The following is a 24,344-nucleotide window of genomic DNA, read 5'->3' on the forward strand; positions in this document are numbered from 1 at the left end:
ACGTTGTAATCTGGCTTTTTCTGTAAGTTCTTGAATTTATTAGAAAAAGTGGTTGGAATAGAGATTAGACGGGCTATAATGCGGCGCAACAAATGCACTCGTAGCTCAGCTGGATAGAGTACTCGGCTACGAACCGAGCGGTCACAGGTTCGAATCCTGTCGAGTGCACCATTTAAGAGTTGTTTATAGCGATATAAAGAACTTGGCTTCAGCCAGTTGTGGTCTGGTCTAAAAACACAAATGCACTCGTAGCTCAGCTGGATAGAGTACTCGGCTACGAACCGAGCGGTCACAGGTTCGAATCCTGTCGAGTGCACCATTTAAGAGTCGTTTGTAGCAATACAGGCAACTTGGCTTCAACCAGTTGTGATCTGGTCTAAAAACACAAAATGCACTCGTAGCTCAGCTGGATAGAGTACTCGGCTACGAACCGAGCGGTCACAGGTTCGAATCCTGTCGAGTGCACCATATTCAAGAAGCCCGCGTTTAACGCGGGCTTTTTGTTGCCTGCGATTTGGCTTTTCCTTTCACGCATCCCTGCTCGTCAAAATCGACTTGAGCACTGCGGCCTCGTTTCAGGTCGTAGCGATAGCTCGTTGTCGACGTCCGAATATTCACCTTGTCCGGTTTGCCGAGCGCGCTTTCGACATCCTGTTGGCTCATGCCGGCAATCACCCGTCGGTTGATGATCGCTGCGCGGCGCTGACGGGCATCGATCAGGTTGCCGCATTTGTCCTCGAGGCGGCCAACAATACCCGGTTCACGTCCCCTGATTGTCATACCGGATATTTCCTCGTGGTTGTGTTCCGGCATGATCGGTATGACGGATCCGGGCGAGTAGGGATGAACCTGTTGCTCTGAAAGCTGCTCGTCGCTCGCGCAGCTCAGGCTGGTGAAGGTGATGCCGCCGTCGGGCGCTTCGCAACGGTGAAGGCTGGTGGCGGCCCCGGCGGGCGGCAGGCAGAGCAGGCTGGCGACTACAAAACGGGATGTTCTGGATAGCATTCGACGTCCTCCATGACGGTCTACGCTCAAGGGTAGTCGCTACATTTTTCAGTGCCGTTGTGTTTTCTTTTCAAGATGAGTCGTCGCATCTGGACGGGTCAGGACAGCGCTCAGCTTTGTCGCGCAAGCGCTTGTTTCAACCGCGATTTTTTAACGTTTAAAACCGTCAGGCGGTGTATCATTGCGCCCGTCAGCCCCGCCGGGGCTTATGGAAAACCTCCATGGACTTACCCAGTAGTTACTCAGTAGCCCGTTTCACCAATCATGAATTGACTGATTGATCCTTCCGGCGTGCCCCGCTGCTGGGAGTGGAGTTCGCCTATGTCCGAAATCGAAGTAAAGAAAACCCAGGAAAGCCTGCAGGATCGCCTGGCTCAGGTCGTTGAGCTGCTGCAGCGCCAGAAGGTTGTCGAAGACCTGACTCATCGCCAGGAAGGCGCGCATCACGACCGGGTCGAAAACCTGGTTCACCGGCAGAATCTCGTCGAGCTGCAACGCAAACTCGATGATCTGCACTCCGCCGACGTTGCCTACATCCTTGAAGCCTTGCCGCTGGACGACCGTCTGACGCTCTGGCAACTGGTCAAGGCTGATCGCGACGGCGACATTCTTCTCGAAGTATCCGATTCCGTTCGTGAAACGCTGATCGCCGACATGGACGATCACGAGCTCCTGGCTGCGGCCAAGGACATGGACGCCGACGAACTTGCTGACCTGGCCTCCGAGCTGCCGCGAGACGTCGTCCATGAGCTGATGGAGACGCTCGACCAGCAGCAACGCGAGCGCGTGCGTTCGGCCCTGTCCTATGACGAGGAGCAGGTCGGTGCGTTGATGGACTTCGAGATGGTGACCATCCGTGAGGATGTCAGCCTCGAAGTGGTTCTGCGTTACCTGCGTCGTCTCAAAGAGCTGCCGGGCCACACCGATAAACTGTTCGTGGTCGATTACGACGGTGTGCTCAAGGGCGTGCTGCCGATCAAGCGTCTGCTGGTCAACGACCCGGAGAAACAGGTTGCTGAAGTCATGGCCAGTGATCCGGTGAGTTTTCACCCGGACGAAGACGCCTATGACGCTGCTCAGGCGTTCGAGCGTTACGACTTGATCTCGGCCCCGGTGGTCGACAAGAACGGCAAGCTGATCGGCCGTCTGACCATCGACGAAATGGTCGACCTGATTCGTGAGGAGAGCGAAAGCGAAGTCCTCAACATGGCGGGTCTGCGCGAAGAGGAAGACATCTTCGCCTCGGTCTGGAAATCCCTGCGCAACCGTTGGGCGTGGCTGGCGATCAACCTGATCACGGCCTTTGTCGCGTCGCGGGTGATCGGTCTGTTCGAAGGCTCGATTGAAAAACTGGTGGCGCTGGCAGCGCTGATGCCGATCGTGGCGGGTATCGGCGGTAACTCCGGTAACCAGACGATCACCATGATCGTGCGTGCCATGGCGCTCGACCAGGTCAGCACCGGCAACACCTCGCGTTTGATGCGCAAAGAGCTGGCGGTGGCGTTGATCAACGGTCTGGTCTGGGGCGGGGTGATCGGCGTGGTCGCCTACCTGCTTTACGGCAGTTGGTCGCTGGGTGTGGTGATGACGGCGGCGATGACTCTCAACCTGCTGCTCGCGGCGCTGATGGGAGTGTTGATCCCGATGACGCTGGCCAAGATGGGCCGCGACCCGGCGATGGGCGCCAGTGTGATGATCACGGCCATGACCGACAGCGGTGGCTTCTTCATCTTTCTGGGGTTGGCGACGATCTTCCTGCTCTGATTCATTGCCATGCAAAAGCCCGCCAATTGGCGGGCTTTTTTGTGCCTGTGTATTTATCTGTGCCGGTGTATTGATCTGTGGTGAGGGGATAAATCCCCTCACTACAAAGTCTGTCTCGGATTGTCGTGATTAAAATCCGGGCAAAAAAAGCCAGCACTTAAGCTGGCTTGAGATGTTCGATGTAGATCAGGACGCGTCTGCGGCCATCTCGGCGTCGTGAGCGATCAGCGACACCAGAGCGTTCTGTTGACGGTGAGATAGCTGACGGAAGCGTTGCAGAAGCTCGCGCTCGTGCAGCGACAGCTCCGGGCTGTCCAGGCGCATGCTCAGCTCTTCGCCCAGTGCGCCTTCCTGAATAAGACTCTGCTCAAGGCGCGCAATGATTTCGGAGTTCATGCTGCGATGATGATTGCGAGCCACCTCGGCAATGCGTTCACGCATCCCGTCTGGCAGACGTACGACGAACTTGTCAGCCGTACGGCTGGAATAAATTGCCTGTTTCAATGGGCGCATATATTTAACCGGTTAGTTCAGGGGAGCGGTTCTCGGGATTGGCCGCAGGATGTGTGGTAGGACAAGCATCCGCGCCAAATGGTTCAACCTGAATTGTTAAGAGGCGCGCATCATGCCTCAAAATTGCCAGATCATTGGCGTCAATTCTGTGACAAATATTGAGCTGGGTAAAGGCGTAATGCCAGCACCAATTATCAGAAATGCGGACTGGTTTGAAATCTTTGCCCTGGCCCGCATCACTGACCGCTTCCGGGTGCACATCTGTTGATGTCCGATGACGTCAGAACGTGCATGCTATGCGGATTTCAATCCTTGTTCCTTACCTGTACAGGATAGTGGCAATCTGCCGATTTACTAGGGCAAACACCCGTTGGAGGGCGTTTTCAGGATGGATGGCAGGCTTATTTATCTGATGGGACCCTCCGGTTCAGGCAAGGACAGCCTGATCGAGGCCGCGCGTGAGTCTTTGCGCGAGTTGAACTGTGAAATCATTCGCAGGGTGATTACCCGATCAGCGGAATCGGTGGGTGAGGATGCCATTGGCGTGACGCCCGAAGAGTTCGAGCGACGCCAGCAAGCCGGGGATTTCTCGCTGGCCTGGCAGGCCAATGGGCTGGCTTATGGCATTCCCGCAGAAATGGACGAACGGTTACGCGCTGGGCAATCCGTGCTGGTGAACGGCTCGCGCGCCAATCTGCGTCAGGCGCTTGAGCGCTATCCAACGCTGCTGCCGGTACTGCTGACGGTCAAGGATGAGGTCTTGCGTGAACGTCTGCTTAGACGTGGCCGGGAGACGCCCGAGCAGATCGATGCGAGGCTGGCGCGCAATGCGCTGTTCAAGGACAGAAGGGCAACTGACTTGCCCGTGCATCTGATCGACAATTCCGGCGACCTGACGGATGCCGTCAAGCAACTGCTGGACTTGATCCGGCTTAACGCAGCACCGGATCAAACTTGATCTTGCGCCCGGCCACCAGGGCCAGCACAAACAACACCGCAAACACGCCGCAGCCAATCAGGGGCAGGGTGACTGAGGTTTCCTCGAACAGCGAAAAATGCACAACGCCACTCAATAAGGCGAGGATCAGAAATCCTGCGGCTGATCTGGACATGCTGTACTCCTGAAGATATTTCAAAAAACCAGACGTTCGGTGTCGCGCGTCGGCAGTGCTTGCTCAGGCTCATTGACCGCCTGTGCCGCGAAGTCGCTCTGGTCACTCAGCACCGCCCACTGCGGCGCTTTCTGCACCTGCAAGTAATGCGGCATACGCTGAGCCACCGGTTCAGCACTCTCGGGAACAAAATGAAAGCCGACCAAAACCGCCAGTGCGATTGCGTTTGCAAGCAAGAGAGTGCTGTTCATGGGGCCGACTCCGTTTGTGCTGTTATACGAACAGACAAAGCACCCGGCGTGCCAACAGTCTAACCGCTGTGAAGTCCTTTAAAAACAAGGATTTGCAAGGGTTTTTCCCAAGCTTCGGGTTGCAATCTGCAATGATGGCTTTTTCGCGGCAGTGCAAATTGCACGGTAAATGTTCCCGCAGTATCGCAGGGCGCCTGCCTACACTTAAAAAGCCCACGGACGACATGACAAATCAGGGGCTGGCCGTTAACATGCACGCCGTCCGTCGCGCCGTGTCCGGCCACGACAACTCAGTGTCTCAGTAGCTCAATTGGATAGAGCATCCCCCTCCTAAGGGGAAGGTTGGCAGTTCGAACCTGCCCTGGGACACCATATATTTCAAGGCTTCCGATAATTTCGTCACCGCACGTTTGAAACTCATGGGTGCATGGCGGGTGCAGCTGTCCTCGCTGTGCGTTTTTCTCTTCTCGTCGGCACGGATGCGAAATGGCGAAAAAATATCCGCTTTTTACGGAAATGCCACTGCAAACGGCGGAAGAGCTTTGGCTGGCTTTGTCTCCGACAAATGAATTAAGGCCCGGGCCATACAACTGCATCTTTCGAGGCCAAGCTGATTCCCGCTGGCCATTGATTCCTTCCATTCTTCGCCCGAGAAACCAGCCTCCAATTACCGTTGACGGAAAAATGGTCGACGCGAGTTTTATGGTTTTTCTCGAGCTGGAGTATCTGACCAGCTTTGCTCATCATTGTGACAACATCGGAATTGCAATTCCGAATGACTCTCAGGAGTTTCGGCGCGAAGTGATGAACACGCAGAGGGCCGACCGATTCTTCAAGCAACCTTCTCTTTGGCCGGATGAGCGCATTCTCGATCTGATGGCAATGGCGCAGCATCATGGTGTCCCGACGAGATTGCTGGATTGGACAACCAAGGCTTACACGGCTGCGTATTTTGCAGCTAGCTCGGCGTTAAGCAGGTTCAACGAGTGGGAAGAAAACGACTGTTTGGCAATTTGGGCTTTGGATATTGAGCTTATAGCGCACCATCCCGAGGTGATTTTGCATAGGTCACCGGGAGCCGTGAGTCGGCACCTCGCTGCACAAGGTGGGCTGTTTACTGTTCATCCGCATTCAGGGTTTCGCAATGGCACGTTCGTCGTTCAAGGGTTTGAAAACTACTTGTCCGATCTTCCCAACAGCCCCCTCATAAAAATCACGATTCCAGTGTTTGAATCATCGAAACTGCTCAAGCTCTGTTCTCAAGCGGGTTTCAGTGCTGCGCACATTTACCCTTCCGCGGATGGTGCAGGCCGCGCGGTAATCGATGGGATGAATATCGATGGGGCTGTGATGAGGTGGAACGGCAATAAAATCCGAGTCAGATAGTTAAGAGACCAAATCCCGAATTCTTAGTACCGTTGTCGTTGAGCAGTTCGCGTGCCTGGCCGTGGCCCGGATGCCAAGGCCCGCTCCGAGCAGTTCCTTTACCCGCTTGTGCAAGGTTTCATCGACTGGCCGCCCTTGGTACTTGCCAGCAGCTTTTGCCTTCTCGATACCTTGGGCCTGGCGCTCGCGCCGCTGCTCGTAATCCTTGCGCGCGATCGCTGCCATCATTTCCACCAGCATCGAGTTGATTGCGCCCAGCATCCGCCCGGTAAATTCGTCGCCTTTGGTGTCCTGCATTCCTTGGTGGCTCGTCGGCAGGTCGAGCGCGACGATGCGCAGTCCTTTGGAGTCGATCGCAGCCTTGAGCTTCTGCCAGTCCTCCACAGGAAGGCGCGAGAGGCGATCTATCGACTCCACCAGCAGGACATCACCCTTGCGCGCGTCTTTGAGCAGGCGCAACAACTCAGGCCGATCAGCCGAGGCGCCGCTGGCGTTCTCCAGGTATACGCTTGCGATGACTTTGTTGTGATCGGTGGCGAATTGCTCGAGCGATGCCCGGGCGCGGCCGGCGTCCTGCTCTTCGGTCGATGCTCGGAGGTATGCGCGGATAAACATGACTTGCCGTCCGTATCAGTTAAGGTGTTCTACTAATACTGTTGCACTATGAGTGTCACTTATCAAGCGGGATACGCGAATAAACACGAATTTACGCGTATCAGCTCAGGCATACATGACACTTCAAATAAATAATTGTGGGCACTCTGCGTAAGGGTGTCCTTGTAATCATTTTTGTGCGTTTTTTAATACGTACTGGTATCGTGCTATCACGACAGTCTCGTCACGGAAAATAGATAGAGGGGGCAAAATGAGCGATTTCGAACAGCAGCCGTTTGCAGACGTAGAGTTTGCTGAAAATCCGGAGCAACGGTGCCCTTGCGTGCTTCTGCTGGACACATCGGGCTCTATGAACGGTGCGCCCATTCAAATGCTGAACGATGCTTTGCAGTCGTTCAAGGATGATCTCTACGCCGATGCAATGGCCGCGAAGCGTGTGGAATTGGCAGTCGTGACTTTTGGTCCTGTCAATGTCCGCACTGAGTTCACAACAGTCGATGGTTTTTTTCCCGAGGTCTTGGAAGCAAGTGGTGTGACGCCCATGGGGGAGGCCGTTGTGCGTGCATTGGATCTTCTGCGTGAGCGAAAAGATCGTTACCGCTCTAATGGCGTTAAATATTACCGCCCTTGGATTTTTCTGATCACCGATGGTGCGCCGACTGATGATTGGCAAGAGGCACGGCGTCGTGTACATGAAGGGGAAGAACGTAAGGAGTTCATGTTCTACTCCGTTGGTGTTGATGGTGCGGATATGTCCGCTCTCTCGAAGTTGGGTACACGTCAACCACTGAAACTCAAGGGACTGGCGTTTCGAGAGCTCTTTGCTTGGCTCTCCAGTTCTTTGAGCGCTGTATCGCAATCGAATCCAGGCGATGCAGTACCACTTGCCAATCCTACTGGTCCAGAGGGTTGGGCAATTGCTGGATAGTCCTCGTTGGCGTTGGGCGGCTGCCTCGTGTGTTGGCACGTCCCATCAACGTATGGGTACTCGAAAGCAGGATGCTTTCAGTGTGGTTCGGATCAACCCGCATACGTTTTGCGCTGTAGTCTCTGATGGGGCGGGAAGCGCGAGTTACGGTGGGCAAGGTGCGTCCATAATTTGCCGCAGCCTAATAGCCAACTTCCGTTCATGGTTCAAACAACATAACTGCTTGCCACATAATGAAGTGATCCTGTGTTGGATAGATCTGGTCAGGGATCTTCTCTCCGAGGTCGCAGCGCGGCGTGGACTAACTCGACGGCAGTTTGCAGCGACATTGGTGATGCTGGTGGTTTTCAAAGGACGTGTCCTAGCTTTGCAGGTTGGCGATAGCGCGCTTGTCGCTCGTAAGGCTGGAGTATGGGAAGCTTTGTGCTGGCCAGAGAATGGTGAGTTTGCTTCGACAACCTATTTCGTTACGGATGATCCTGAGGTTCGGTTGCATACCTTCAATAAGGATTTTGAGTATGACGCCTTCGCTTTGTTTTCGGATGGGTTGGAGGCGGTCGCTTTGGAGCAGGCAACGCAACAGCCTTTTGCTGGGTTCTTTGATCCAATGCTGAAGCCGGTCGATCAAATGGATGGAGAGGGGCGCTTGGTTGAATTGTCAGGAGCACTGGCGCGATATTTAGAAAGTCCTGCGCTCTGCGAGCGTACAGATGATGACAAAACACTGATCCTCGTTTCATGTCGATGAAATCGCCACCGGTATGGATTGCCGGTAAGAATGAGCAGCTCGATAAACGTCTCGGCAAAGGGGGCGAGGGAGATGTCTATGCGCTATTGGGGCACGCTGATCGTGCCGTAAAAATCTACAAAGCTGAGCTTCGGCGCTCCCGCGAAAGTAAGGTTAGAGCTATGGTCGAGGGGCGGCTGGCAGACGCGACCACTCTTGTAGCTTTTCCATCTGAAGTGGTTACTGACTCATCTGGCGACTTCGCAGGTTTTTCAATGCGACTTGTTGCGGGGTACAGGCCACTCCATGAACTTTACAGCCCCAAGTCGAGAAAAATCCATTTTCCAAAAACAGACTATCGGTTTCTGGTGCGAGTGGCACAAAACGTTGCGCGTGCCGTCGCGACGGTACACCAAGCTGGCTGCATTATTGGTGATCTCAACCATTCTGGAGTTCTTGTTGCGCAGGACGCCACCGTCGCACTGATTGATGCCGATAGCTTTCAGTTTAGTTTGAAAGGGCAGTCCTACCCCTGTGTTGTTGGTATGGAGGACTTCACACCTCCTGAACTCCATGGTGTTAGCTTTAGTAGCGTCAAACGCACTCAGGCTCATGACAACTTCGGACTGGCAGTTGCCATTTTTCAATTGCTAGTCATGGGGAAACACCCCTATTCCGGACGCTTTAGTGGTGCAGATCTTAGTCTGGGCCAGTCGATTGCGCAGAATCGTTTTGCATTTTCAATTGCGCGACGCAATGAAACGCGAGCCTCTCCGCCGCCCGGTTCGGTGCTGTTGACAGATTTCCCGCCATCGCTTGCAGCAGCATTTGAGTCAGCCTTCGGGCTTGTTGCTACCTCTCGCCCGGATCCGGGGGTATGGGTGGGTTTGCTGCAAGGACTCGAAACTAACCTACGTCAATGCACGAATGTGCCAACGCACTATTTTCCTAATTCTGCAGGTAGCTGTCTCTGGTGCCGGCTAGCAAGTCAATCTGGCTTCGAAATGTTTCCCTTGGGCCTTGTTGTGGGGAATATTCCTACGGCAGGCCCCTTCGATCTTGAGGCTGTTTGGGCTGCTATCAAAGCGGTGCGAATTCCTGAGCCGGAAGAAACTCTGCCTACTTGGAGTGGAAATGGGGGGCTGCCGAGTGCGGCAGTTACTCAGGCAAAGAGTAGTAGCCCAGAAAAAACCATCTTCGGTGTTCTGGCGTTGTTGGCGGCAATCATCGGATTTGTCAACTTGCCTCGGTTAGGCCTCTTCTGGGGAGCTCTTGGTGTTTACGGCCTAGTAGCATTCTTCAAAAAGGCTAAGGTGGATCCGGTGCCATTTCGCAAGGCTTATGCGGATGCTGATAATCGGGTGCATTTGCTATCCCTGGCGCATTTGCAGCGCATTGGGCTGAAAGAGATCCTCGTTCTCCGTGCCGACTTGGAAGACTGCGTTGCTCGCTATCGGCGAATTGAAGGGGATCTCGCGGAAGTACTGACGAAGTTGAAGTCCACGCGAGAGTCACGACAGAGAATAGATTTCCTGGATCGTTTCCTGATCAGACGCGCAGCAATACCAGGTATAGGACCTGCGAAGACAGCTATGTTGGCTTCATTTGGTATTGAGACGGCTGCTGACGTAACGGCTTCTGCTGTTCGTGCGGTGCCAGGGTTTGGCGAGGCATTCACTGGAAAAATGCTCGCATGGCGTCAAAGTCACGAAGCTAAGTTTCGCTACAACGCCTCGGCAGATCCATCTGATATCCAAGCCGAAAACGCAGCACGTTCCGCATCCGCAGCTAGACAAATTGAGTTGCAAAACAAGCTTCGCTCGGGGCTGTCTGCTTTGCAATCTATGGCGCCTAGGTGCTTATCTGCTAAGTCTGTGCCAGATCAATCTCTCTTGCAGGCACTTGAAGAGCGTGCACAGGCACAAGTGGATTGCGTGGCTTTGGGTATTAATCTGCCTGCACCTAAAATCGCCACCATTGAGATTCCCAAAAGAGCCCCAGCTTTACCTGCTCGAACTTCGTCTGCGCTACCCCCGACATACCCGATTGCAGCTCGAACTCCTAGTTCGCGGGCATCGAACTCCTGCCCCATATGTGGTGCAGCTATGGTGCGTCGAACGGCTCGCAAGGGAAGTCGTGCGGGTAGCCAATTCTGGGGTTGTTCAAAGTATCCCTCTTGCAAAGGAACAAGGAGTTAAGGAGTAATGCTGGAGTAGGAATAAGAACTCGGCAAGTCAGGCATCGGGGAATTCAGAAGGATCGTATCCCGGCCTAACAGGAAAAATATGCTGCCCCCCTAGCTTTACGCCAAGAGAACAGCTCTTGGTTTCGCAAAAAAACACCGAGATGGCGAAGGTTCACCTGCCCAGGGACGCCATCCATTCCACACCAAAAAGCCCCTCGCAATTCCCATTGCGAGGGGGCTTTTTGCTTGGTTTATAAGTGCGTGCAAATGCCAAGCCCTAGTCCAGCTCGACTCTGCCAATGGAAGTGCCGACCTCAATCACCTGCCGGCGCCCATACACCTCATAAGTCAATCCATCGCCATCCCTGTCCGGCTTGCGCAATGCCAGTTGCGCAAACAAACCATTCTTCTCGCTGTAATTGCCGAACCAGTCGATCAAGGCGCCGATGTAACAGTCCTTGCCAATAAACACCGATAGGTCGGCGACTTTTTCAATGGTGTAGCTCGCCGGGCCATAACTGTAGTAATCATTTTCGCCAGCGCCAGTTGGCGGAATAGGGCACAGCGGTTCTTTGGACGTGGTAGCTGTTTCATTCACTTTGGCGACCGCTTGATTCAGCACACGGTGCAGATTAGGTTCCAGTTGGAACGTACTTTTGCCGTCGTCCTTGTGCTGAAGAGCAGGAACATCCAAGTCGTAGCTATAACGAACGGTCACCGTGGGTACCTGAACATTGATTTTAAGCGGATTGAGCAAGTAGAGCCGATCGGCGCCGTACTCGCTGTTGCGATAAGCCGCATAGGTTCTGCCGCGCAGGCTGATCCAGTCCGCCGATTGATTGGCGCCGCGATCATTGAGATAGAACAGCGAGCTTTCGGGCTCCACCGAACGTTTGACGAATCGCTCACCGTCGCGGCGCCAGGTTTCGACGTAAGTAAACAGGCCGGTGCCGCCGGCGTAGGTATTCACGATCAAATCGCGCTGACCGTCACCATCCAGATCCTGCAAAGTGTAAGAGGACAGGCCGGTTTCGGCGGCATCAGAAATCCGGGAAGCCGTCAGTGCTTTCCATTCAGCGCCTGTCGCACCTTTGGGTTTCGCGGTCGGAAAGTGTGTGATCGAAGCGTCGTCTTTATTCGCATCACCAGAAAAACCGCCGGCAGGCGTTTTCACGGCGAGGGCGGCAAGCGTGCGTTCCAAGGCAAATTCGGGATTGTTTTTACTGGCCGCTTGAATGCTCTTTTGCAGATCATCCAGAGCCTGTTTGTCGAGATCATCCGGTTGATTGGCGACGGCTGCCTGCCACTCGGCCTGCAACACTTGCAGGCGTTCGCGGTAGCGCTTATCGATACACGAAATGTCTTCGGCGCACTCATTGCGGGCTTTTACCCACAGTCGTTGCGTGCGCTTGAGTCCAGGTTGCGCAGGAGTGGAAACTTTGAACAGCGCGCGATAAACCGCGCCCATTTGCGCATCCAGTTCGTACAGACCTTTATTCGCGCAGACAAAATTTTCGACGGCAGTCGCGGCTTTTGTGCAGTCCATTCCACCCGCGAGTGATTGCTGAATGAATAGCAGAGCACAGGCGGATACGATGTAGCGTCCTTTGATGTACACGGAGTAAGCCTTGAAGGGAATTGTGAACAGGCCCGCAGGGTAATCGCTGCACAAGGAATCTTGAAGTGTCCGCTTCAGAGAACGTCACTTGTGGCCGATAACTCACTCGGTGACTTAAAAGTCGCGTGAAATCGCTTGATAGCATTTGGCCGGCAGCTATCATCTGCGCGCCTGAAATTGCCCTCACTTCAATTGCCTGGAAATCCTCGATGCTGTCGTATCACCAAAAGAGTTTTCTGATCGTCGATGATTTCTCGGATTTCCGCAGTTCCGTACGCTCGATGCTGCGCGAACTGGGGGTCAAGGATGTGGATACCGCCGATACCGGCGAGCAGGCGCTGAAGATGTGTGCGCAGAAGTCTTATGACTTCATTCTGCAGGATTTCCACCTCGGCGACGGCAAGAAGAACGGCCAGCAAGTGCTCGAAGACCTGATGTCGGAAAAGCTCATCAGTCATGAAGCGGTGTTTGTCATGGTGACGGCCGAAACCAGTCAGGCGATGGTGCTCAGTGCCTTGGAGCATGAGCCGGATGCGTACCTGACCAAGCCGTTCAACCGCTCCGGCCTGGCGCAGCGCCTGGAGCGTCTGGAGCAGCGCAAGACGTTGCTCAAACCGATTTTGCAAGCGCTTGATCGCGGTAAGCCGGTCGAGGTGCTCAATGCCTGTATTGCGCTGTGCAAGCAGGACATCCGTTATTCGCCGCTGTGCCTGCGCTATCGCGCCGATGCGCTGCGCGACATGAACCAGAACGAAGCGCTCGAACGCCTCTATGACAGCATCATCGCTGACCGGCCGTTGCCGTGGGCGTTTGCCGGGCTGGGCAAGTTGCTGTTCAAGCGGGGGCAAGTGGCGCAGGCCAAAGGTGTTTACGAAAAAGCGCTGAAAGTATTTCCGATGATGCCGGCGCTGTACGACGGCATGGCCGATGTGCTGGTCGCCGAGGGCGATACCAAAGGCGCGCAGCGGGTGCTGGAGGAGGCGATTCGTTTATCGCCGCTGGCGGTGCGCCGGCAGGCGCTGCTCGGCAAACTGGCGATGGCCAACGAAGACTTCGACACCGCGTCCCGCGCCTATCGGCAGGCTGTGGCGCAAGGCGCGCAGTCGCGCTTCAAGGATCCGGAAAGCAACCTTGGTCTGGCTCATGCGTTGATCAGCAAGGGCAGTGAGCGCGGTCTCGATACTCGCACGCGGCTGGAGATCAACACCACGCTCAGCGCCGTCGCCAAAGAGAACCCGTCTGACCCGGGCCTGCAGATTCGTGCGCGGCTGATGAAGGCCACCAGTCTGCTGCTCAACGATGCCGAGACTGCCGACAAGCTTACCGAACAAGCGCTGATGCGCCTCGACGGCATGGAACAGTTCATGAGCCCTGAAGCGGCGCTGCTGGTCGCCAAGCAATTGCAGATGCTCGGTCAGGCCGAGGCGGGCACTTCGATGCTCAAGAGCTGTGCGGAGATCTACGGTGACGATCCGGCGGTGATGAAAGACATCGCCAAGCTCACCGACGACCCGACTATCCTCAGTTCGAGCAACGCCGCTGCCGACCTCAACCGGCAGGGCGTGCGCGTGTACAAGACCGGCAACCTGGTGGAGGCCCGCGAGGTGTTCCGCAAGGCGCTGAAGATGCAACCGAAGAACATCAGTATCGCGCTGAACATGGCCCAGTCGCTGCTGCACGGCACCGACACCAGTGTGCCGTCGGCGGAGCTGGAAGAATGTCGGGCCTGCCTGAAAATGGTCGGCCTGATGCCCGACACCGACGCGCGTTATGCGCGTTATCAGAAGCTGAAAAGCAAGGCGTTTGGCGAATGAACCAAGACGAGCAGGCGCTGGATTTCTCCACGGTGATCGCCTCCACCGTTCACGACATGAAGAACTCGCTGGCGATGCTGATGCAGGCCCACAGCCAGTGGCTGGCGCGTTTGCCTCAAGAGCAGCGTAGTGGGGCGGAGCAGGGCGTGATCGACTTCGAGTTCGCCCACCTCAACGGCATGCTGGTGCAGTTGCTCGGGTTGTACAAACTCGGCGTCAACCAGTTACCGCTGCAACCGGCGTATCACGAACTGGATGATTTCATCGAGGCGCAACTGGCGGCGCATCAAGAGGTGTTCGCCAGTCGCGGGATCATTGCCACCTATGAAGTCGATCCCTTGAGCCCGCTGGGGTTCTTCGACCGCGAATTGGTAGCCTCGGTGTTGGGCAACTGCATCAACAACGCCATTCGTCATGCCCGCGAGTCGCTGCTGATTACCGTCAGCGACGAGGCCGGGCAACTGGTGTTGAGCATCAACGATGACGGCGACGGTTACCCGGCCGAGATGCTCGAGCGTCAGGCCGATTACGTACAGGGCATCAATCACGGCAGCGGCAGCACCGGCCTGGGTCTGTATTTCGCCAACCGTATTGCTGCGTTGCACCAGCGCAATGGCGTGGTCGGGCACACCGAAATTCGCAATGGCGGGCCATTGGGTGGCGGCATCTTCAGCCTCTACCTGCCGTGACCCGACACATACCCGTGTAGGAGCTGCCGCAGGCTGCGATCTTTTGATCTTAAAAACAAAGTCAAAAGATCGCAGCCTGCGGCAGCTCCTACAGGGGGAATGTAAGGTGGGTTTTTTGTTTGACGCTGCTTGATATTCCGAACAGCCGGAGCCTATTTTGTACGGTCGCCGTTCGCGGCTCGCACAATAACAAGGATTGCGTCATGACAACCGATGGCCAGCGTTCACTCGCGCAGCGACTGACCGGCATTGATGAGATTGAATGTGTCACGCCGGATTTGAACGGCGTGCCGCGCGGCAAGGTGATGACCGCCGAGGGTTTCCTCGAAGGGCGGCGTTTGCAGATGGCGCGGGGAGTGCTGCTGCAATGCATCATGGGCGGTTATCCGCCGGCGCGGTTTTACGGCAGTGATGACGGCGACCTCGCGCTGGTCGCCGAGCCGAGCATGATCCATCCCCTGCCATGGAGCGACGAGCCACGTGCCCTGGCCATCTGCGATGCCGACGAACTGAGCGGCGAAAGCTCCAATCTGTCAACCCGCGGTCAACTTAAGAAAGTCATCGCCCGTTACGCCGCGCGCGGTCTGGCGCCGGTGGTGGCGACCGAGCTGGAGTTCTTTGTCTTCGCGCCGAACACTGATCCGACTCAGCCGTTCCGCCCGCCAGTCGGCCTCGATGGGCGTCGCGAGGATGGGCAGTCAGCGTTCAGCGTCAGTTCCAACAATGGCCTGCGGCCATTCTTCAGCGAAGTCTATAAATGCATGGCAGCCCTCGGTCTGCCGCGCGATACCTTTATGCATGAAATGGGCGTCAGCCAGTTCGAGATCAATCTGCTGCACGGTGATCCGCTGTTGCTCGCCGACCAGACCTTCCTGTTCAAACACCTGCTCAAGGAAGTCGCGCTCAAGCATGGCCTGAGCGTGGTGTGCATGGCCAAGCCGCTGGCGCACACGCCGGGCAGTTCGATGCACATTCACCAGAGTCTCGTCGAGATCGCCACCGGCAACAATGTGTTCAGCGACCAGAGCGGCGAGCCGACGGCGATGTTCCGCCATTTCATCGGCGGGCAGCAGGCGGGCATGGCTGATTTCACTGCGCTGTTCGCGCCGAACGTGAACTCCTATCAGCGTCTGTGTCACCCGTATGCGTCGCCGAACAATGCCTGCTGGTCTCACGACAACCGCGCCGCCGGGCTGCGGATTCCAGCCAGTTCACCAGTGGCCCGGCGCGTCGAAAACCGCTTGCCCGGCGCCGATGCCAACCCGTATCTGGCGATTGCCGCGAGTCTGGCCGCCGGCTTGCATGGGATCGAGCATGAGCTGGAACCGACCGCGGCGATTCAGGGCGAATTCGAAGTGCCGGACAATCTTTCGCTGCCGTGTACCTTGCATGCCGCGCTCGAGCGTCTGAAACGTAGTCAATTGGCCAGGGAACTGTTCGGACAGGAGTTCATCGAAGGCTACATCGCTTCGAAGACCATGGAGTTGACCAGCTTCTTTGATGAAATCACTCCCTGGGAACGGCGTGTTCTAGCAGCCCAGGCCTGACGAACTGTCGTCGTCGGGCTATCGTTTGGATAGCCCGATACTCACTGCAAGGAGCCGCTCGGAACGCCGATGCGCCAAATCTGGAAATCCTTTCGAGCGCTGTATTTCGCCTCGCTGATGATGTTGATCGGCTCGGGCCTTCTATCTACTTATCTGGCATTGCGCCTGGCCGCTGACCATGTCGACGGACTGTGGGTCGGTGCGCTGATGGCGGCCAACTATTTCGGCCTGGTGCTGGGCGGCAAGATCGGTCACCGCTTGATCGCCCGGGTCGGACACATTCGAGCGTATTCGGCGTGTGCCGGGATCGTCGGCGCGGCGGTGCTTGGGCATGGCCTGGTCGACTGGCTGCCGGCGTGGCTGGTGCTGCGGACCATCGTCGGTCTGGGCATGATGTGCCAATACATGGTGATCGAGAGCTGGCTCAACGAGCAGGCCGATGCCAATCAGCGCGGGCTGGTGTTCAGCGGTTACATGATCGCTTCGTATCTGGGGCTGGTGCTCGGTCAGTTGATTCTGGTCATGCATCCGGGCCTCGGCCTGGAGCTGCTGATGCTGGTCGCGCTGTGTTTTGCCCTGTGTCTGGTGCCGGTGGCGCTGACCCGCCGGATTCACCCGGCGCCGCTGCATCCGGCACCGATGGAACCGCGCTTCTTTATCAAGCGCGTGCCGCAATCGTTGAGCACGGTGCTCGGTGCTGGTCTGATCATCGGCTCGTTCTACGGTCTGGCGCCGCTGTATGCCTCGCAGCAGGGGCTGTCGACCGAGCAGGTCGGTCTGTTCATGGGTAGCTGCATTTTTGCCGGACTGCTGGTGCAGTGGCCGTTGGGCTGGTTGTCCGACCGTTATGACCGGGCGCTGCTGATTCGCTGCTTTGCCGGGTTCCTCGCGGTCGCGGCGTTGCCGCTGGCGATCCTGCCGCAGGTGCCGCTGGAAGTTTTGTTTGTCGTCGGGTTCATGTGTTCGCTGGTGCAGTTCTGCCTGTATCCGCTGGCGGTGGCGTTCTCCAACGACCACGTCGAGGGCGATCGCCGGGTGTCGCTGACGGCGATGCTGCTGGTGACCTACGGGGTCGGCGCAAGTATCGGCCCGCTGTTGGCGGGCGTGCTGATGAAGCTGTTCGGCAGTCAGAGCCTGTACGCGTTCTTCAGCTTCTTCGCGTTGGTGCTGGTGTGGCGCATCCGGCCGAAAGCGGTGACCAATTTGCATCAGGTCGACGACGCACCGCTGCATCACGTGGCGATGCCGGACAGCATGTCGAGTTCGCCGCTGGTTGCAGCACTCGATCCGCGAGTGGATGAGCAGGTGGTGCAGGAGCAGATGCAGACCACGGTGGCGCCGGAACCGGAACCGGAGCCAGATCCCGAAGTGCAGCCTGAAGCAGCGGTGGAAACTGATTCGGCTGATGAGGGCGATAAACCGACACCGGACATCAGTGGGGCCAGACCCTGAGTCGGGTGAGAGTAAGGCTGTTCAGAGGCAGACGCTGTAACTGTAACTGTAACTGTGGCTGTGGCTGTGGCGAGGGAGCTTGCTCCCGCTGGACTGCGCAGCAGGCCCCGCTTGTCAGATAAGGGCGGGGAGCGCTTCGCGCCCCAGCGGGAGCAAGCTCCCTCGCCACAGGTGTTCGGTGCTGGCAGAAAAATTTCCGCCATAAAAAAGGGCAGTCCCGCGAGGGACTGCCCTTTCTATTTGCCTGTACGAATCACAGATCGTCTTTATCGAACCGGCGTGCTTCACGTTGCAGCTGATAAACGAAGCGCTCGACGTTGCGCGCTGCCTGGCCGCTGATGTTGTGGAAACGCAGACCGGCGAAGGTGATGTTGAGCTTTTCTTCGAAGTGCAGATAACGCAGTTCGACCGAGATGGGCTGATTGCCGAACAGCGGGGTGGCGATCATGCGGTCGTAGACCTGACCCAGTTGCAGGCGATCAGTAATGTCGCCTTCGAAGCGCAGCTTGCAGCCGGTGGCGGAAATATCCAGCAGTTTGCCGTTGATCGGCGCCTTGAGCTTTTCGCCGCCGAGTTCGACGCTGACCAGATCGGTCAGCTTCAGGGCTGCGCGAAAGGCGTTGCGACGCTGGTGGTAAACCACTTCGGTTGGCAGGTCGCCGGTGTAGAAGCGGTCGCCTTCGGACTCTTCGATGTTCAGCGTGCCGGTGCATTCCCAAGCGATGCGCACGCCCTCGTGGAAGCCTTCGACCTTGAACGGTTCGCCCGCCAGCAGAAAACGCTCGCCATCGCGCGGGATCATTTCGTCCAGGGCGATGGTCGCGGTATCGCGGTCGACCTTGATCAGGTAGCTCTGAAAGCGCTGGCTGCGCTCATGGAACGTGATGATCAGCGGATCGTGGCTTTCTTGCAGCTGGCGCAGGTTGCTGGAGATTTCCAGGGGCGTGGTCAGCACCTTTGGGGGCTGCGGACTGTCATCCGCGCTTAGGGCGTTTGGCACGTTTTCTCAATCTCCAGACAAAATTTGACTACGACTAGCCAGCATTTTGCCAGCATGTTTCGCGGGTTGATAGTGCAGGCACGTCGAATGGCTCACGCCTGGCTGAGCGTACGCGGCTTGGTCGGTTTGGCGAAAGTGCCCGAGGCGTCATACAACGCTGGCGGCTCGCCCCCGGTGAGGATTTTCAACTGATTGGCCGTGGCGGCCTGTTGAATCTGGATCGACTGGCCGTTCTTGACGTTGGCCGCCTGGCACTGGGCAATCAGGTCGGTCAGCACGTCGCTCTGAGCCAGCAACTGGTCGCCAATGCTCGAGTGGCTGGCCAGTTGCTCCAGGCCCTGACGGTCGAGCGGCAGGTTGAGGCTGGCGAGGATTTCGCTGCGCTTGCGGCCATGCTGTTCAAGCAGAATGATCAATGCCTGTTTGCGCGCCAGAATATCTTCGAGCAAAGGCATGTCGCGACCGTGCAAGGCGAGGGACTCGGTTTGCAGTAACTCCAGCAATTGTTGAGCTGGAGCAAAGTCGTCGGTGATCAGTTGCAATAAATTAGTGTCGTGCATGGCTGGCCTTGGGTTCTAAGCGTCCAAAAGCCTGGCGCCGGCAAAAGCCTAGCGCTGGGCTTCGAAGTTGAGCAGTTTGCTGGCTACACGGTTGCTGTCGACTTTATAGCTGCCATCGGCAATCGCTGCTTTCAACTCGGCCACGCGGGCTTTGTCGACGGCAGGCTGATCGCGCAGCTTGTCAGTGACCTTCTGCAACTGTTGAGCCTCATTGCTGAGGTGTACCGATTCCCCGCTTTTTGCGGTACTGGCCGTTTCGGCCTGGGTATTCAGCGGCGCGGAGGTGCCGGATTCGGCGGTTTCCTTGGCGTTGCTGGTACGTGTACTGCCCGTAAGTGACGAGGAGCTGTTCAAACGGCTGAAATCGATGACCATGTTAAAAACCTCTGGGAATTTGGACGCTTGCCATGTTCTCGGCCATTCCCTGGAAAACTTTAGGCTGACTTTGCAATGAGCTGCATGTGCCGAAGCGTGTTCTGCTTCGGCACAGTTTAGGGAAGCGTCGAGATCGGCGCCAGTTTTCTGCCTGAGCGTTTTACATGGCCACTTCCACCTGGCCTGGCGCGATGACTTGCGCCTTGATCACCCGGTTGGAATTGAGGTTTTTCACCCGGATCTGTTCTTTCAGACCGCCATTGGCCAGGGCTTCGCCGGGCATGCGCACGGCGAGGGTACCGCTGCGGGCGATGATGACCACCTGATCACCCTTGCGCACCACTTCAGCCTGTTCCAGATGCACCAGAGTGATCACCTGATCGGCGACCGTTGGTCGGGTTAATTTCTGCCCGATGGCTTCATCCACCGACGTCAGGAAACCCTGATTGATCTGGCTGATGTCGCGTTCACGCAAGGTCACGTCCTGCGGCTCGATAATTCCGGCGCGTTTCAGCGGGCGGGTGGTGGTGACAATCTCGCGAAACAGGCGGACTTGAGCGGGCACGAACACCGTCCACGGCGAGCTTCCCTCGCATCGCACCTTGACCGTAACCCGACCCAGCGGACGTGCCGGACTCTCCAGCGACGCTGTCAATTCCTTGTCGCACATAGGCATGCGCATACGCGGGTCGAGCTGGTTGACCTCGATTTCGTAGCGACCTTCCGTTTGACTGGTAGCCAGATAGTCTTCTACGGTGAACTCAAGAAAGCCCTGGGTGACGCCGATAAGCATGTCAGGCGAGGTAACCGTATCAGCACCGGCAGGGCTGCCAGCGAAAAACAAGCAGACGGCAGACGTCGCGCACAGCGCTTTGCGGGTGCGGGAGGTCAGGCGTCGGAAAAATGTCGTTTGAGCGTTCATACGAGTTAAAAAGCAAGCGCCGTGCCGTTTAGCAATGAATGTGCGTCGCAACAACACTTGGCGTTGGTGTAGGAGTCTGGGCATGGCTGGTGTAATGGATTCGGTGAACCAGCGCACGCAACTGGTAGGGCAGAATCGCCTGGAGCTGTTGTTGTTCCGTCTCGACGGTCAGCAGCTCTACGGAATCAACGTGTTCAAAGTGCGGGAAGTGCTGCAATGCCCGTCGCTGACGTTGATGCCCAAGTCCAGTCCTGTCGTGTGCGGGGTGGCGAATATCCGGGGGGCGACCATTCCGATCCTTGATCTGGCAATGGCGACCGGTTCCGGGGCGTTGAAAGACAAGAACAGTCCGTTCGTGATCATCACGGAGTACAACACCAAGACCCAGGGTTTCCTGGTCCGCTCGGTGGAGCGCATCGTCAACATGAACTGGGAAGAGATCCATCCGCCGCCCAAGGGCACGGGTCGCGATCACTACCTGACCGCTGTGACTCGGGTCGACAATCAGTTAGTCGAAATCATCGATGTCGAGAAGGTGCTGGCGGAAGTCGCGCCGACGCCGGAAGCGATTTCGGTCGGCGTGGTGGATGTCGAGACCCAGAGCAAGGCGTTGTCGCTGCGGGTGCTGACGGTCGATGACTCGTCGGTGGCGCGCAAGCAGGTCACGCGTTGCCTGCAGACGGTCGGGGTCGAGGTGGTGGCGCTGAACGACGGCAAGCAGGCACTGGATTACCTGCGCAAGCTGGTCGATGAGGGCAAGAAGCCGGAAGAAGAGTTCCTGATGATGATTTCCGACATCGAGATGCCGGAGATGGACGGGTACACCCTGACGGCGGAGATCCGCAGCGACCCGCGCATGCAAAAGCTTCATATCATCCTGCATACTTCGTTGTCGGGGGTATTCAATCAGGCGATGGTCAAGAAAGTCGGTGCCGATGACTTCCTGGCCAAATTCCGTCCTGATGACCTGGCATCCCGGGTAGTCGACCGGATCAAAGCAGCAGATATCAGCTAGGGACCTTTTGTCCCTGGCGGTCAACACGATTTAAGAGGCGGCATCATTGTCTACGGGTAATTTGGATTTCGAACAATTCCGGGTCTTCCTGGAAAAAGCCTGTGGCATTTTGCTCGGTGAAAACAAGCAGTACCTGGTCTCGAGCCGTCTCAACAAACTGATGGAGCAGCAAGGCATCAAGTCCCTGGGTGAGCTGGTGCAGCGCATCCAGACCCAGCCGCGCAGCGGTTTGCGCGAGCAGGTGGTCGATGCCATGACGACCAACGAAACCCTGTGGTTTCGTGACACCTATCCGTTTGAAGTCTTGAAGAACAAGGTGCTGCCCGAGGCGATCAAGGCCAGTCCCAACCAGCGTCTGCGGATCTGGTCGGCGGCGTGCTCGTCGGGTCAGGAACCGTATTCGCTGTCGATGTCGATCGATGAGTTCGAGCGCAGCAACCTCGGTCAGTTGAAGATGGGCGTGCAGATTGTTGCCACGGACTTGTCCGGCAGCATGCTGACCAACTGCAAGACCGGCGAGTACGACAGCCTGGCGATCGGTCGCGGTTTGTCCGCCGATCGTCTGCAGCGCTACTTCGACCCGAAAGGGCCGGGGCGCTGGGTGATCAAGGCGCCGATCAAGAACCGGGTGGAATTCCGTTCGTTTAACCTGCTCGACAGCTACGCGAGTCTGGGCAAGTTCGACATCGTGTTCTGCCGCAACGTGCTGATCTACTTCTCCGCCGAGGTGAAGAAAGACATCCTGTTGCGCATTCACAGCACGCTGAAGCCGGGCGGGTATCTGTTCCTTGGCGCTTCCGAAGCGCTGAACGGTTTGCCGGATCATTACCAGATGGTCCAGTGCAGCCCGGGGATCATCTACCAGGCGAAGTGATTGCACCGGCAACAGCAAAAAACGGCAGGCCCGCAAAGGCCTGCCGTTTTTTTGTGCCCGATGAATTTCTCCCTGACACCACAAATCCCTGTGGGAGCGGGCTTGCCCGCGATAGCGTCGTGTCAGTCGATGTAGATTAACCAGACATACCGCCATCGCGGGCAAGCCCGCTCCCACAGGGTTTCAGTGTTGGCTGATAGAAGGCAGTCAAGCGGCAGAAAAGCGGCATTCGGCGGAAACCGGTTGCCGCTTTTCTGGCATTGCCGCTTTGCCGATGCCCCGCAAAGCCCCGGTTTACGGGGGTTATTCTGTTTGGCACGCGCCTTGCTAAAGCTCAGGTACGAAAAACCGGTCACCCGAAGGTTCCCGACATGAGCATCAGCTTCGATAAAGCGCTCGGCATTCACGAAAAGGCATTGGGCTTCCGCGCCCAGCGCGCTGAAGTGTTGGCCAACAACATCGCCAACGCCGATACCCCGAATTACAAGGCTCGGGATCTGGACTTCTCCAAAGTGCTTGAAGCACAGACCCAGAAGAACGCCAACGGCACCATTGCCCTGAACATGACCAACAGCCGTCACATCGAAGCTGAAGGCCTGGGCAATGGCGACGAGTCGCTGATGTATCGCACGCCGATGCAGCCTTCGATCGACCAGAACACCGTGGACGCTCAGCTTGAGCAGTCGAACTACGCGGAAAACGCAGTCGGCTTCCAGGCCAGCTTCACCCTGCTCAACAGCAAATTCAAAGGGCTGGTGTCAGCCCTGCGCGGAGAGTAATCCATGTCCCTGTCCAGCGTTTTCAACATTGCCGGCAGCGGCATGAGCGCACAAACCACGCGTCTGAACACCGTGGCTTCGAACATCGCCAACGCCGAAACCGTTTCGTCGAGCATCGATCAGACTTACCGCGCCCGTCACCCGGTGTTCGCCACCATGTTCCAGGGCGGCCAGAACACCGGCAGCAACTCGCTGTTCCAGAGCCAGGACGCCGCAGGGCAGGGTGTGCAGGTACTCGGCGTGGTCGAAGACCAGAGCAACCTCGAAGCGCGCTACGAGCCGAACCATCCGGCCGCTGATGCCAAGGGCTATGTCTACTACCCGAACGTCAACGTGGTGGAAGAAATGGCTGACATGATTTCCGCGAGCCGGTCGTTCCAGACCAACGCCGAAATGATGAATACCGCCAAAACCATGATGCAGAAGGTACTGACCCTCGGTCAGTAATAAGGGGCGACTGCCATGAGCGTTACCGATACCACCAGCAGCCTGAGCATGAATGACATCCTGGCGAACTCGTCGAAAAAGACCAGTTCGACCGCCGATGGCATTGCTTCGGCCACGAACAGCTCCACCGGCGGCCAGGCCCTGGGCAAGGACGCGTTCCTGCAACTGCTGGTTACCCAGTTGAAGAACCAGAATCCGCTCGACCCGCAGGACAACAGTGCCTTCGTGGCGCAGTTGGCGCAGTTCAGCAGCCTTGAGGGCATTACCACCCTCAACAGCACCGTCAGTTCGCTGGCCGGCAACTACAACTCCTCGCAAGCCTTGCAGGCGTCGTCGCTGGTCGGTCGCAACGTGATCGTGCAGACCAACAGCGTTCAGATGGACGACCCGAGCAAAGGCATGACCGGTTCGGTCACCGTTCCGTCGTCGATTGCCGGCGGCACGGTCACCATCACCGACAGCAGCGGTACGGCGATTCGCACCATCGACCTGGGCAGTCGCGCAGCCGGCAACGCGAGCTTCACCTGGGACGGCAAGGACAAGGACGGCAATCTGGTCAAGGCCGGCACTTATACCGTCAAGGCCAACGCATCGATCAATGGCACCTCCACCGACCTGGCGACCTACCTGCCAGCGACGGTCACCAGTGTCACGATCAGCCAGACCGGTGGCGAGCTGATGCTCAACCTGTCCGGCAAGGGCACCGTTGCCCTGTCCAAAGTACAAACCATTGGTATATAGAGCCGACTAACCGGCACAAAGGAGT

General features: G+C 57.0%; 25 protein-coding genes and 4 tRNA genes. 19 read left to right on the forward strand and 10 right to left on the reverse strand.

What is annotated here, in order from left to right; genetic code table 11:
* Positions 1-94 precede the first annotated feature (94 nt).
* The 3 genes from ACU680_RS02885 (at position 95) to ACU680_RS02895 (ending at position 468) form a co-directional block, all read left to right on the forward strand.
* Positions 95-171 (forward strand) — tRNA-Arg (locus tag ACU680_RS02885).
* Positions 172-242: 71 nt separating this feature from the next.
* Positions 243-319 (forward strand) — tRNA-Arg (locus ACU680_RS02890).
* A 72-nt stretch (positions 320-391) separates the two neighbouring features.
* Positions 392-468: transfer RNA gene (locus ACU680_RS02895), tRNA-Arg, on the forward strand.
* 18 nt (positions 469-486) lie between these two features.
* Here ACU680_RS02895 and ACU680_RS02900 read toward each other — a convergent pair.
* Entirely contained in the window at positions 487-1,005 is a 519-nt protein-coding gene (locus ACU680_RS02900) for a cell envelope protein SmpA (RefSeq protein ID WP_367085426.1), read from the reverse strand.
* 321 nt (positions 1,006-1,326) lie between these two features.
* Between ACU680_RS02900 and mgtE the strand changes: the two genes are divergently transcribed.
* On the forward strand, positions 1,327-2,769 hold the full coding sequence (gene mgtE, locus ACU680_RS02905) for a magnesium transporter (protein WP_007963078.1): 1,443 nt from the start codon (positions 1,327-1,329) through the stop codon (positions 2,767-2,769).
* Between the two features lie 186 nt (positions 2,770-2,955).
* Here the strand turns inward: mgtE and ACU680_RS02910 are convergent, their stop codons facing one another.
* Complete coding sequence (locus ACU680_RS02910) at positions 2,956-3,282, reverse strand: Arc family DNA-binding protein (RefSeq protein WP_003178899.1); 327 nt, start codon at positions 3,280-3,282, stop codon at positions 2,956-2,958.
* 388 nt (positions 3,283-3,670) lie between these two features.
* Between ACU680_RS02910 and phnN the strand changes: the two genes are divergently transcribed.
* On the forward strand, positions 3,671-4,240 hold the full coding sequence (gene phnN / locus ACU680_RS02915) for a phosphonate metabolism protein/1,5-bisphosphokinase (PRPP-forming) PhnN (protein ID WP_448178603.1): 570 nt from the start codon (positions 3,671-3,673) through the stop codon (positions 4,238-4,240).
* Here the strand turns inward: phnN and ACU680_RS02920 are convergent.
* The gene (locus ACU680_RS02920; RefSeq protein ID WP_095137127.1) at positions 4,215-4,394 is read right to left on the reverse strand and encodes a PA3371 family protein; all 180 of its coding nucleotides are present in this window, start codon (positions 4,392-4,394) and stop codon (positions 4,215-4,217) included. The two genes, phnN and ACU680_RS02920, sit on opposite strands and share 26 nt — an antisense overlap.
* 20 nt (positions 4,395-4,414) lie before the next feature.
* Positions 4,415-4,645: a hypothetical protein gene (locus tag ACU680_RS02925; protein WP_003227247.1), complete on the reverse strand. Its 231-nt coding sequence runs from the start codon at positions 4,643-4,645 to the stop codon at positions 4,415-4,417.
* Positions 4,646-4,940: 295 nt separating this feature from the next.
* Between ACU680_RS02925 and ACU680_RS02930 the strand changes: the two genes are divergently transcribed.
* Together ACU680_RS02930 and ACU680_RS02935 are read left to right on the forward strand one after the other, a co-directional pair.
* Positions 4,941-5,017 (forward strand) — tRNA-Arg (locus ACU680_RS02930).
* 114 nt (positions 5,018-5,131) lie between these two features.
* Positions 5,132-6,031: an FRG domain-containing protein gene (locus tag ACU680_RS02935; protein WP_448178604.1), complete on the forward strand. Its 900-nt coding sequence runs from the start codon at positions 5,132-5,134 to the stop codon at positions 6,029-6,031.
* Here the strand turns inward: ACU680_RS02935 and ACU680_RS02940 are convergent, their stop codons facing one another.
* On the reverse strand, positions 6,032-6,646 hold the full coding sequence (locus tag ACU680_RS02940; protein ID WP_448178605.1) for a recombinase family protein: 615 nt from the start codon (positions 6,644-6,646) through the stop codon (positions 6,032-6,034).
* A gap of 250 nt (positions 6,647-6,896) precedes the next feature.
* Here ACU680_RS02940 and ACU680_RS02945 point away from each other — a divergent pair, with 250 nt between their 5' ends.
* Genes ACU680_RS02945 through ACU680_RS02955 form a run of 3 tightly spaced genes read left to right on the forward strand, consistent with a single transcriptional unit; the run spans position 6,897 to position 10,499 of the window.
* Entirely contained in the window at positions 6,897-7,574 is a 678-nt protein-coding gene (locus ACU680_RS02945) for a vWA domain-containing protein (protein WP_448178606.1), read from the forward strand.
* Entirely contained in the window at positions 7,519-8,322 is an 804-nt protein-coding gene (locus tag ACU680_RS02950) for a PP2C family serine/threonine-protein phosphatase (RefSeq protein ID WP_448178607.1), read from the forward strand. The genes ACU680_RS02945 and ACU680_RS02950 overlap by 56 nt, the downstream gene beginning before the upstream one ends.
* Complete coding sequence (locus ACU680_RS02955; protein WP_448178608.1) at positions 8,313-10,499, forward strand: topoisomerase DNA-binding C4 zinc finger domain-containing protein; 2,187 nt, start codon at positions 8,313-8,315, stop codon at positions 10,497-10,499. The genes ACU680_RS02950 and ACU680_RS02955 overlap by 10 nt, the downstream gene beginning before the upstream one ends.
* Positions 10,500-10,763: 264 nt before the next feature.
* Here the strand turns inward: ACU680_RS02955 and ACU680_RS02960 are convergent, their stop codons facing one another.
* Positions 10,764-12,104 (reverse strand): lysozyme inhibitor LprI family protein, encoded by a 1,341-nt coding sequence (locus ACU680_RS02960; protein ID WP_448178609.1) that lies wholly within the window; start codon positions 12,102-12,104, stop codon positions 10,764-10,766.
* 209 nt (positions 12,105-12,313) lie between these two features.
* On the opposite strand from ACU680_RS02960, the gene ACU680_RS02965 reads away from it, so the two are divergent.
* From ACU680_RS02965 to ACU680_RS02980, 4 genes are all read left to right on the forward strand, one after another.
* Positions 12,314-13,918: a tetratricopeptide repeat-containing response regulator gene (locus ACU680_RS02965; protein ID WP_003227240.1), complete on the forward strand. Its 1,605-nt coding sequence runs from the start codon at positions 12,314-12,316 to the stop codon at positions 13,916-13,918.
* Positions 13,915-14,607, forward strand: coding sequence for a sensor histidine kinase (locus ACU680_RS02970; RefSeq protein WP_448178610.1), 693 nt, complete (start codon positions 13,915-13,917; stop codon positions 14,605-14,607). The genes ACU680_RS02965 and ACU680_RS02970 overlap by 4 nt, the downstream gene beginning before the upstream one ends.
* 305 nt (positions 14,608-14,912) lie before the next feature.
* Complete coding sequence (locus ACU680_RS02975; RefSeq protein ID WP_400764222.1) at positions 14,913-16,154, forward strand: glutamine synthetase family protein; 1,242 nt, start codon at positions 14,913-14,915, stop codon at positions 16,152-16,154.
* A gap of 69 nt (positions 16,155-16,223) precedes the next feature.
* Positions 16,224-17,606 (forward strand): MFS transporter, encoded by a 1,383-nt coding sequence (locus tag ACU680_RS02980; RefSeq protein ID WP_448178611.1) that lies wholly within the window; start codon positions 16,224-16,226, stop codon positions 17,604-17,606.
* A 253-nt stretch (positions 17,607-17,859) separates the two neighbouring features.
* Here ACU680_RS02980 and ACU680_RS02985 read toward each other — a convergent pair whose 3' ends face one another.
* The 4 genes from ACU680_RS02985 to flgA form a co-directional block, all read right to left on the reverse strand.
* On the reverse strand, positions 17,860-18,606 hold the full coding sequence (locus ACU680_RS02985) for a flagellar brake protein (RefSeq protein ID WP_007963062.1): 747 nt from the start codon (positions 18,604-18,606) through the stop codon (positions 17,860-17,862).
* 92 nt (positions 18,607-18,698) lie between these two features.
* Positions 18,699-19,166, reverse strand: coding sequence for a flagella synthesis protein FlgN (locus ACU680_RS02990; RefSeq protein ID WP_007963060.1), 468 nt, complete (start codon positions 19,164-19,166; stop codon positions 18,699-18,701).
* A gap of 48 nt (positions 19,167-19,214) precedes the next feature.
* Positions 19,215-19,541 carry a flagellar biosynthesis anti-sigma factor FlgM gene (gene flgM, locus ACU680_RS02995; RefSeq protein ID WP_007917589.1) on the reverse strand — a complete coding sequence of 109 codons (327 nt, stop codon included), beginning with the start codon at positions 19,539-19,541 and terminating at the stop codon, positions 19,215-19,217.
* Between the two features lie 160 nt (positions 19,542-19,701).
* Positions 19,702-20,463, reverse strand: coding sequence for a flagellar basal body P-ring formation chaperone FlgA (gene flgA, locus ACU680_RS03000; protein WP_448178612.1), 762 nt, complete (start codon positions 20,461-20,463; stop codon positions 19,702-19,704).
* An 82-nt stretch (positions 20,464-20,545) separates the two neighbouring features.
* Here flgA and ACU680_RS03005 point away from each other — a divergent pair, with 82 nt between their 5' ends.
* The 5 genes from ACU680_RS03005 (at position 20,546) to flgD (ending at position 24,319) form a co-directional block, all read left to right on the forward strand.
* Complete coding sequence (locus tag ACU680_RS03005; RefSeq protein ID WP_041074300.1) at positions 20,546-21,478, forward strand: chemotaxis protein CheV; 933 nt, start codon at positions 20,546-20,548, stop codon at positions 21,476-21,478.
* 46 nt (positions 21,479-21,524) lie between these two features.
* On the forward strand, positions 21,525-22,352 hold the full coding sequence (cheR, locus tag ACU680_RS03010) for a protein-glutamate O-methyltransferase CheR (protein WP_007963053.1): 828 nt from the start codon (positions 21,525-21,527) through the stop codon (positions 22,350-22,352).
* 371 nt (positions 22,353-22,723) lie between these two features.
* Complete coding sequence (flgB, locus tag ACU680_RS03015; RefSeq protein ID WP_007917581.1) at positions 22,724-23,131, forward strand: flagellar basal body rod protein FlgB; 408 nt, start codon at positions 22,724-22,726, stop codon at positions 23,129-23,131.
* 3 nt (positions 23,132-23,134) lie between these two features.
* Complete coding sequence (gene flgC / locus ACU680_RS03020) at positions 23,135-23,578, forward strand: flagellar basal body rod protein FlgC (RefSeq protein ID WP_007963049.1); 444 nt, start codon at positions 23,135-23,137, stop codon at positions 23,576-23,578.
* Positions 23,579-23,593: 15 nt separating this feature from the next.
* Positions 23,594-24,319 carry a flagellar hook assembly protein FlgD gene (gene flgD / locus ACU680_RS03025; RefSeq protein WP_367085419.1) on the forward strand — a complete coding sequence of 242 codons (726 nt, stop codon included), beginning with the start codon at positions 23,594-23,596 and terminating at the stop codon, positions 24,317-24,319.
* Positions 24,320-24,344 lie beyond the last annotated feature (25 nt).

The sequence above is a fragment of the Pseudomonas sp. LF020 genome (genome assembly GCF_053456425.1).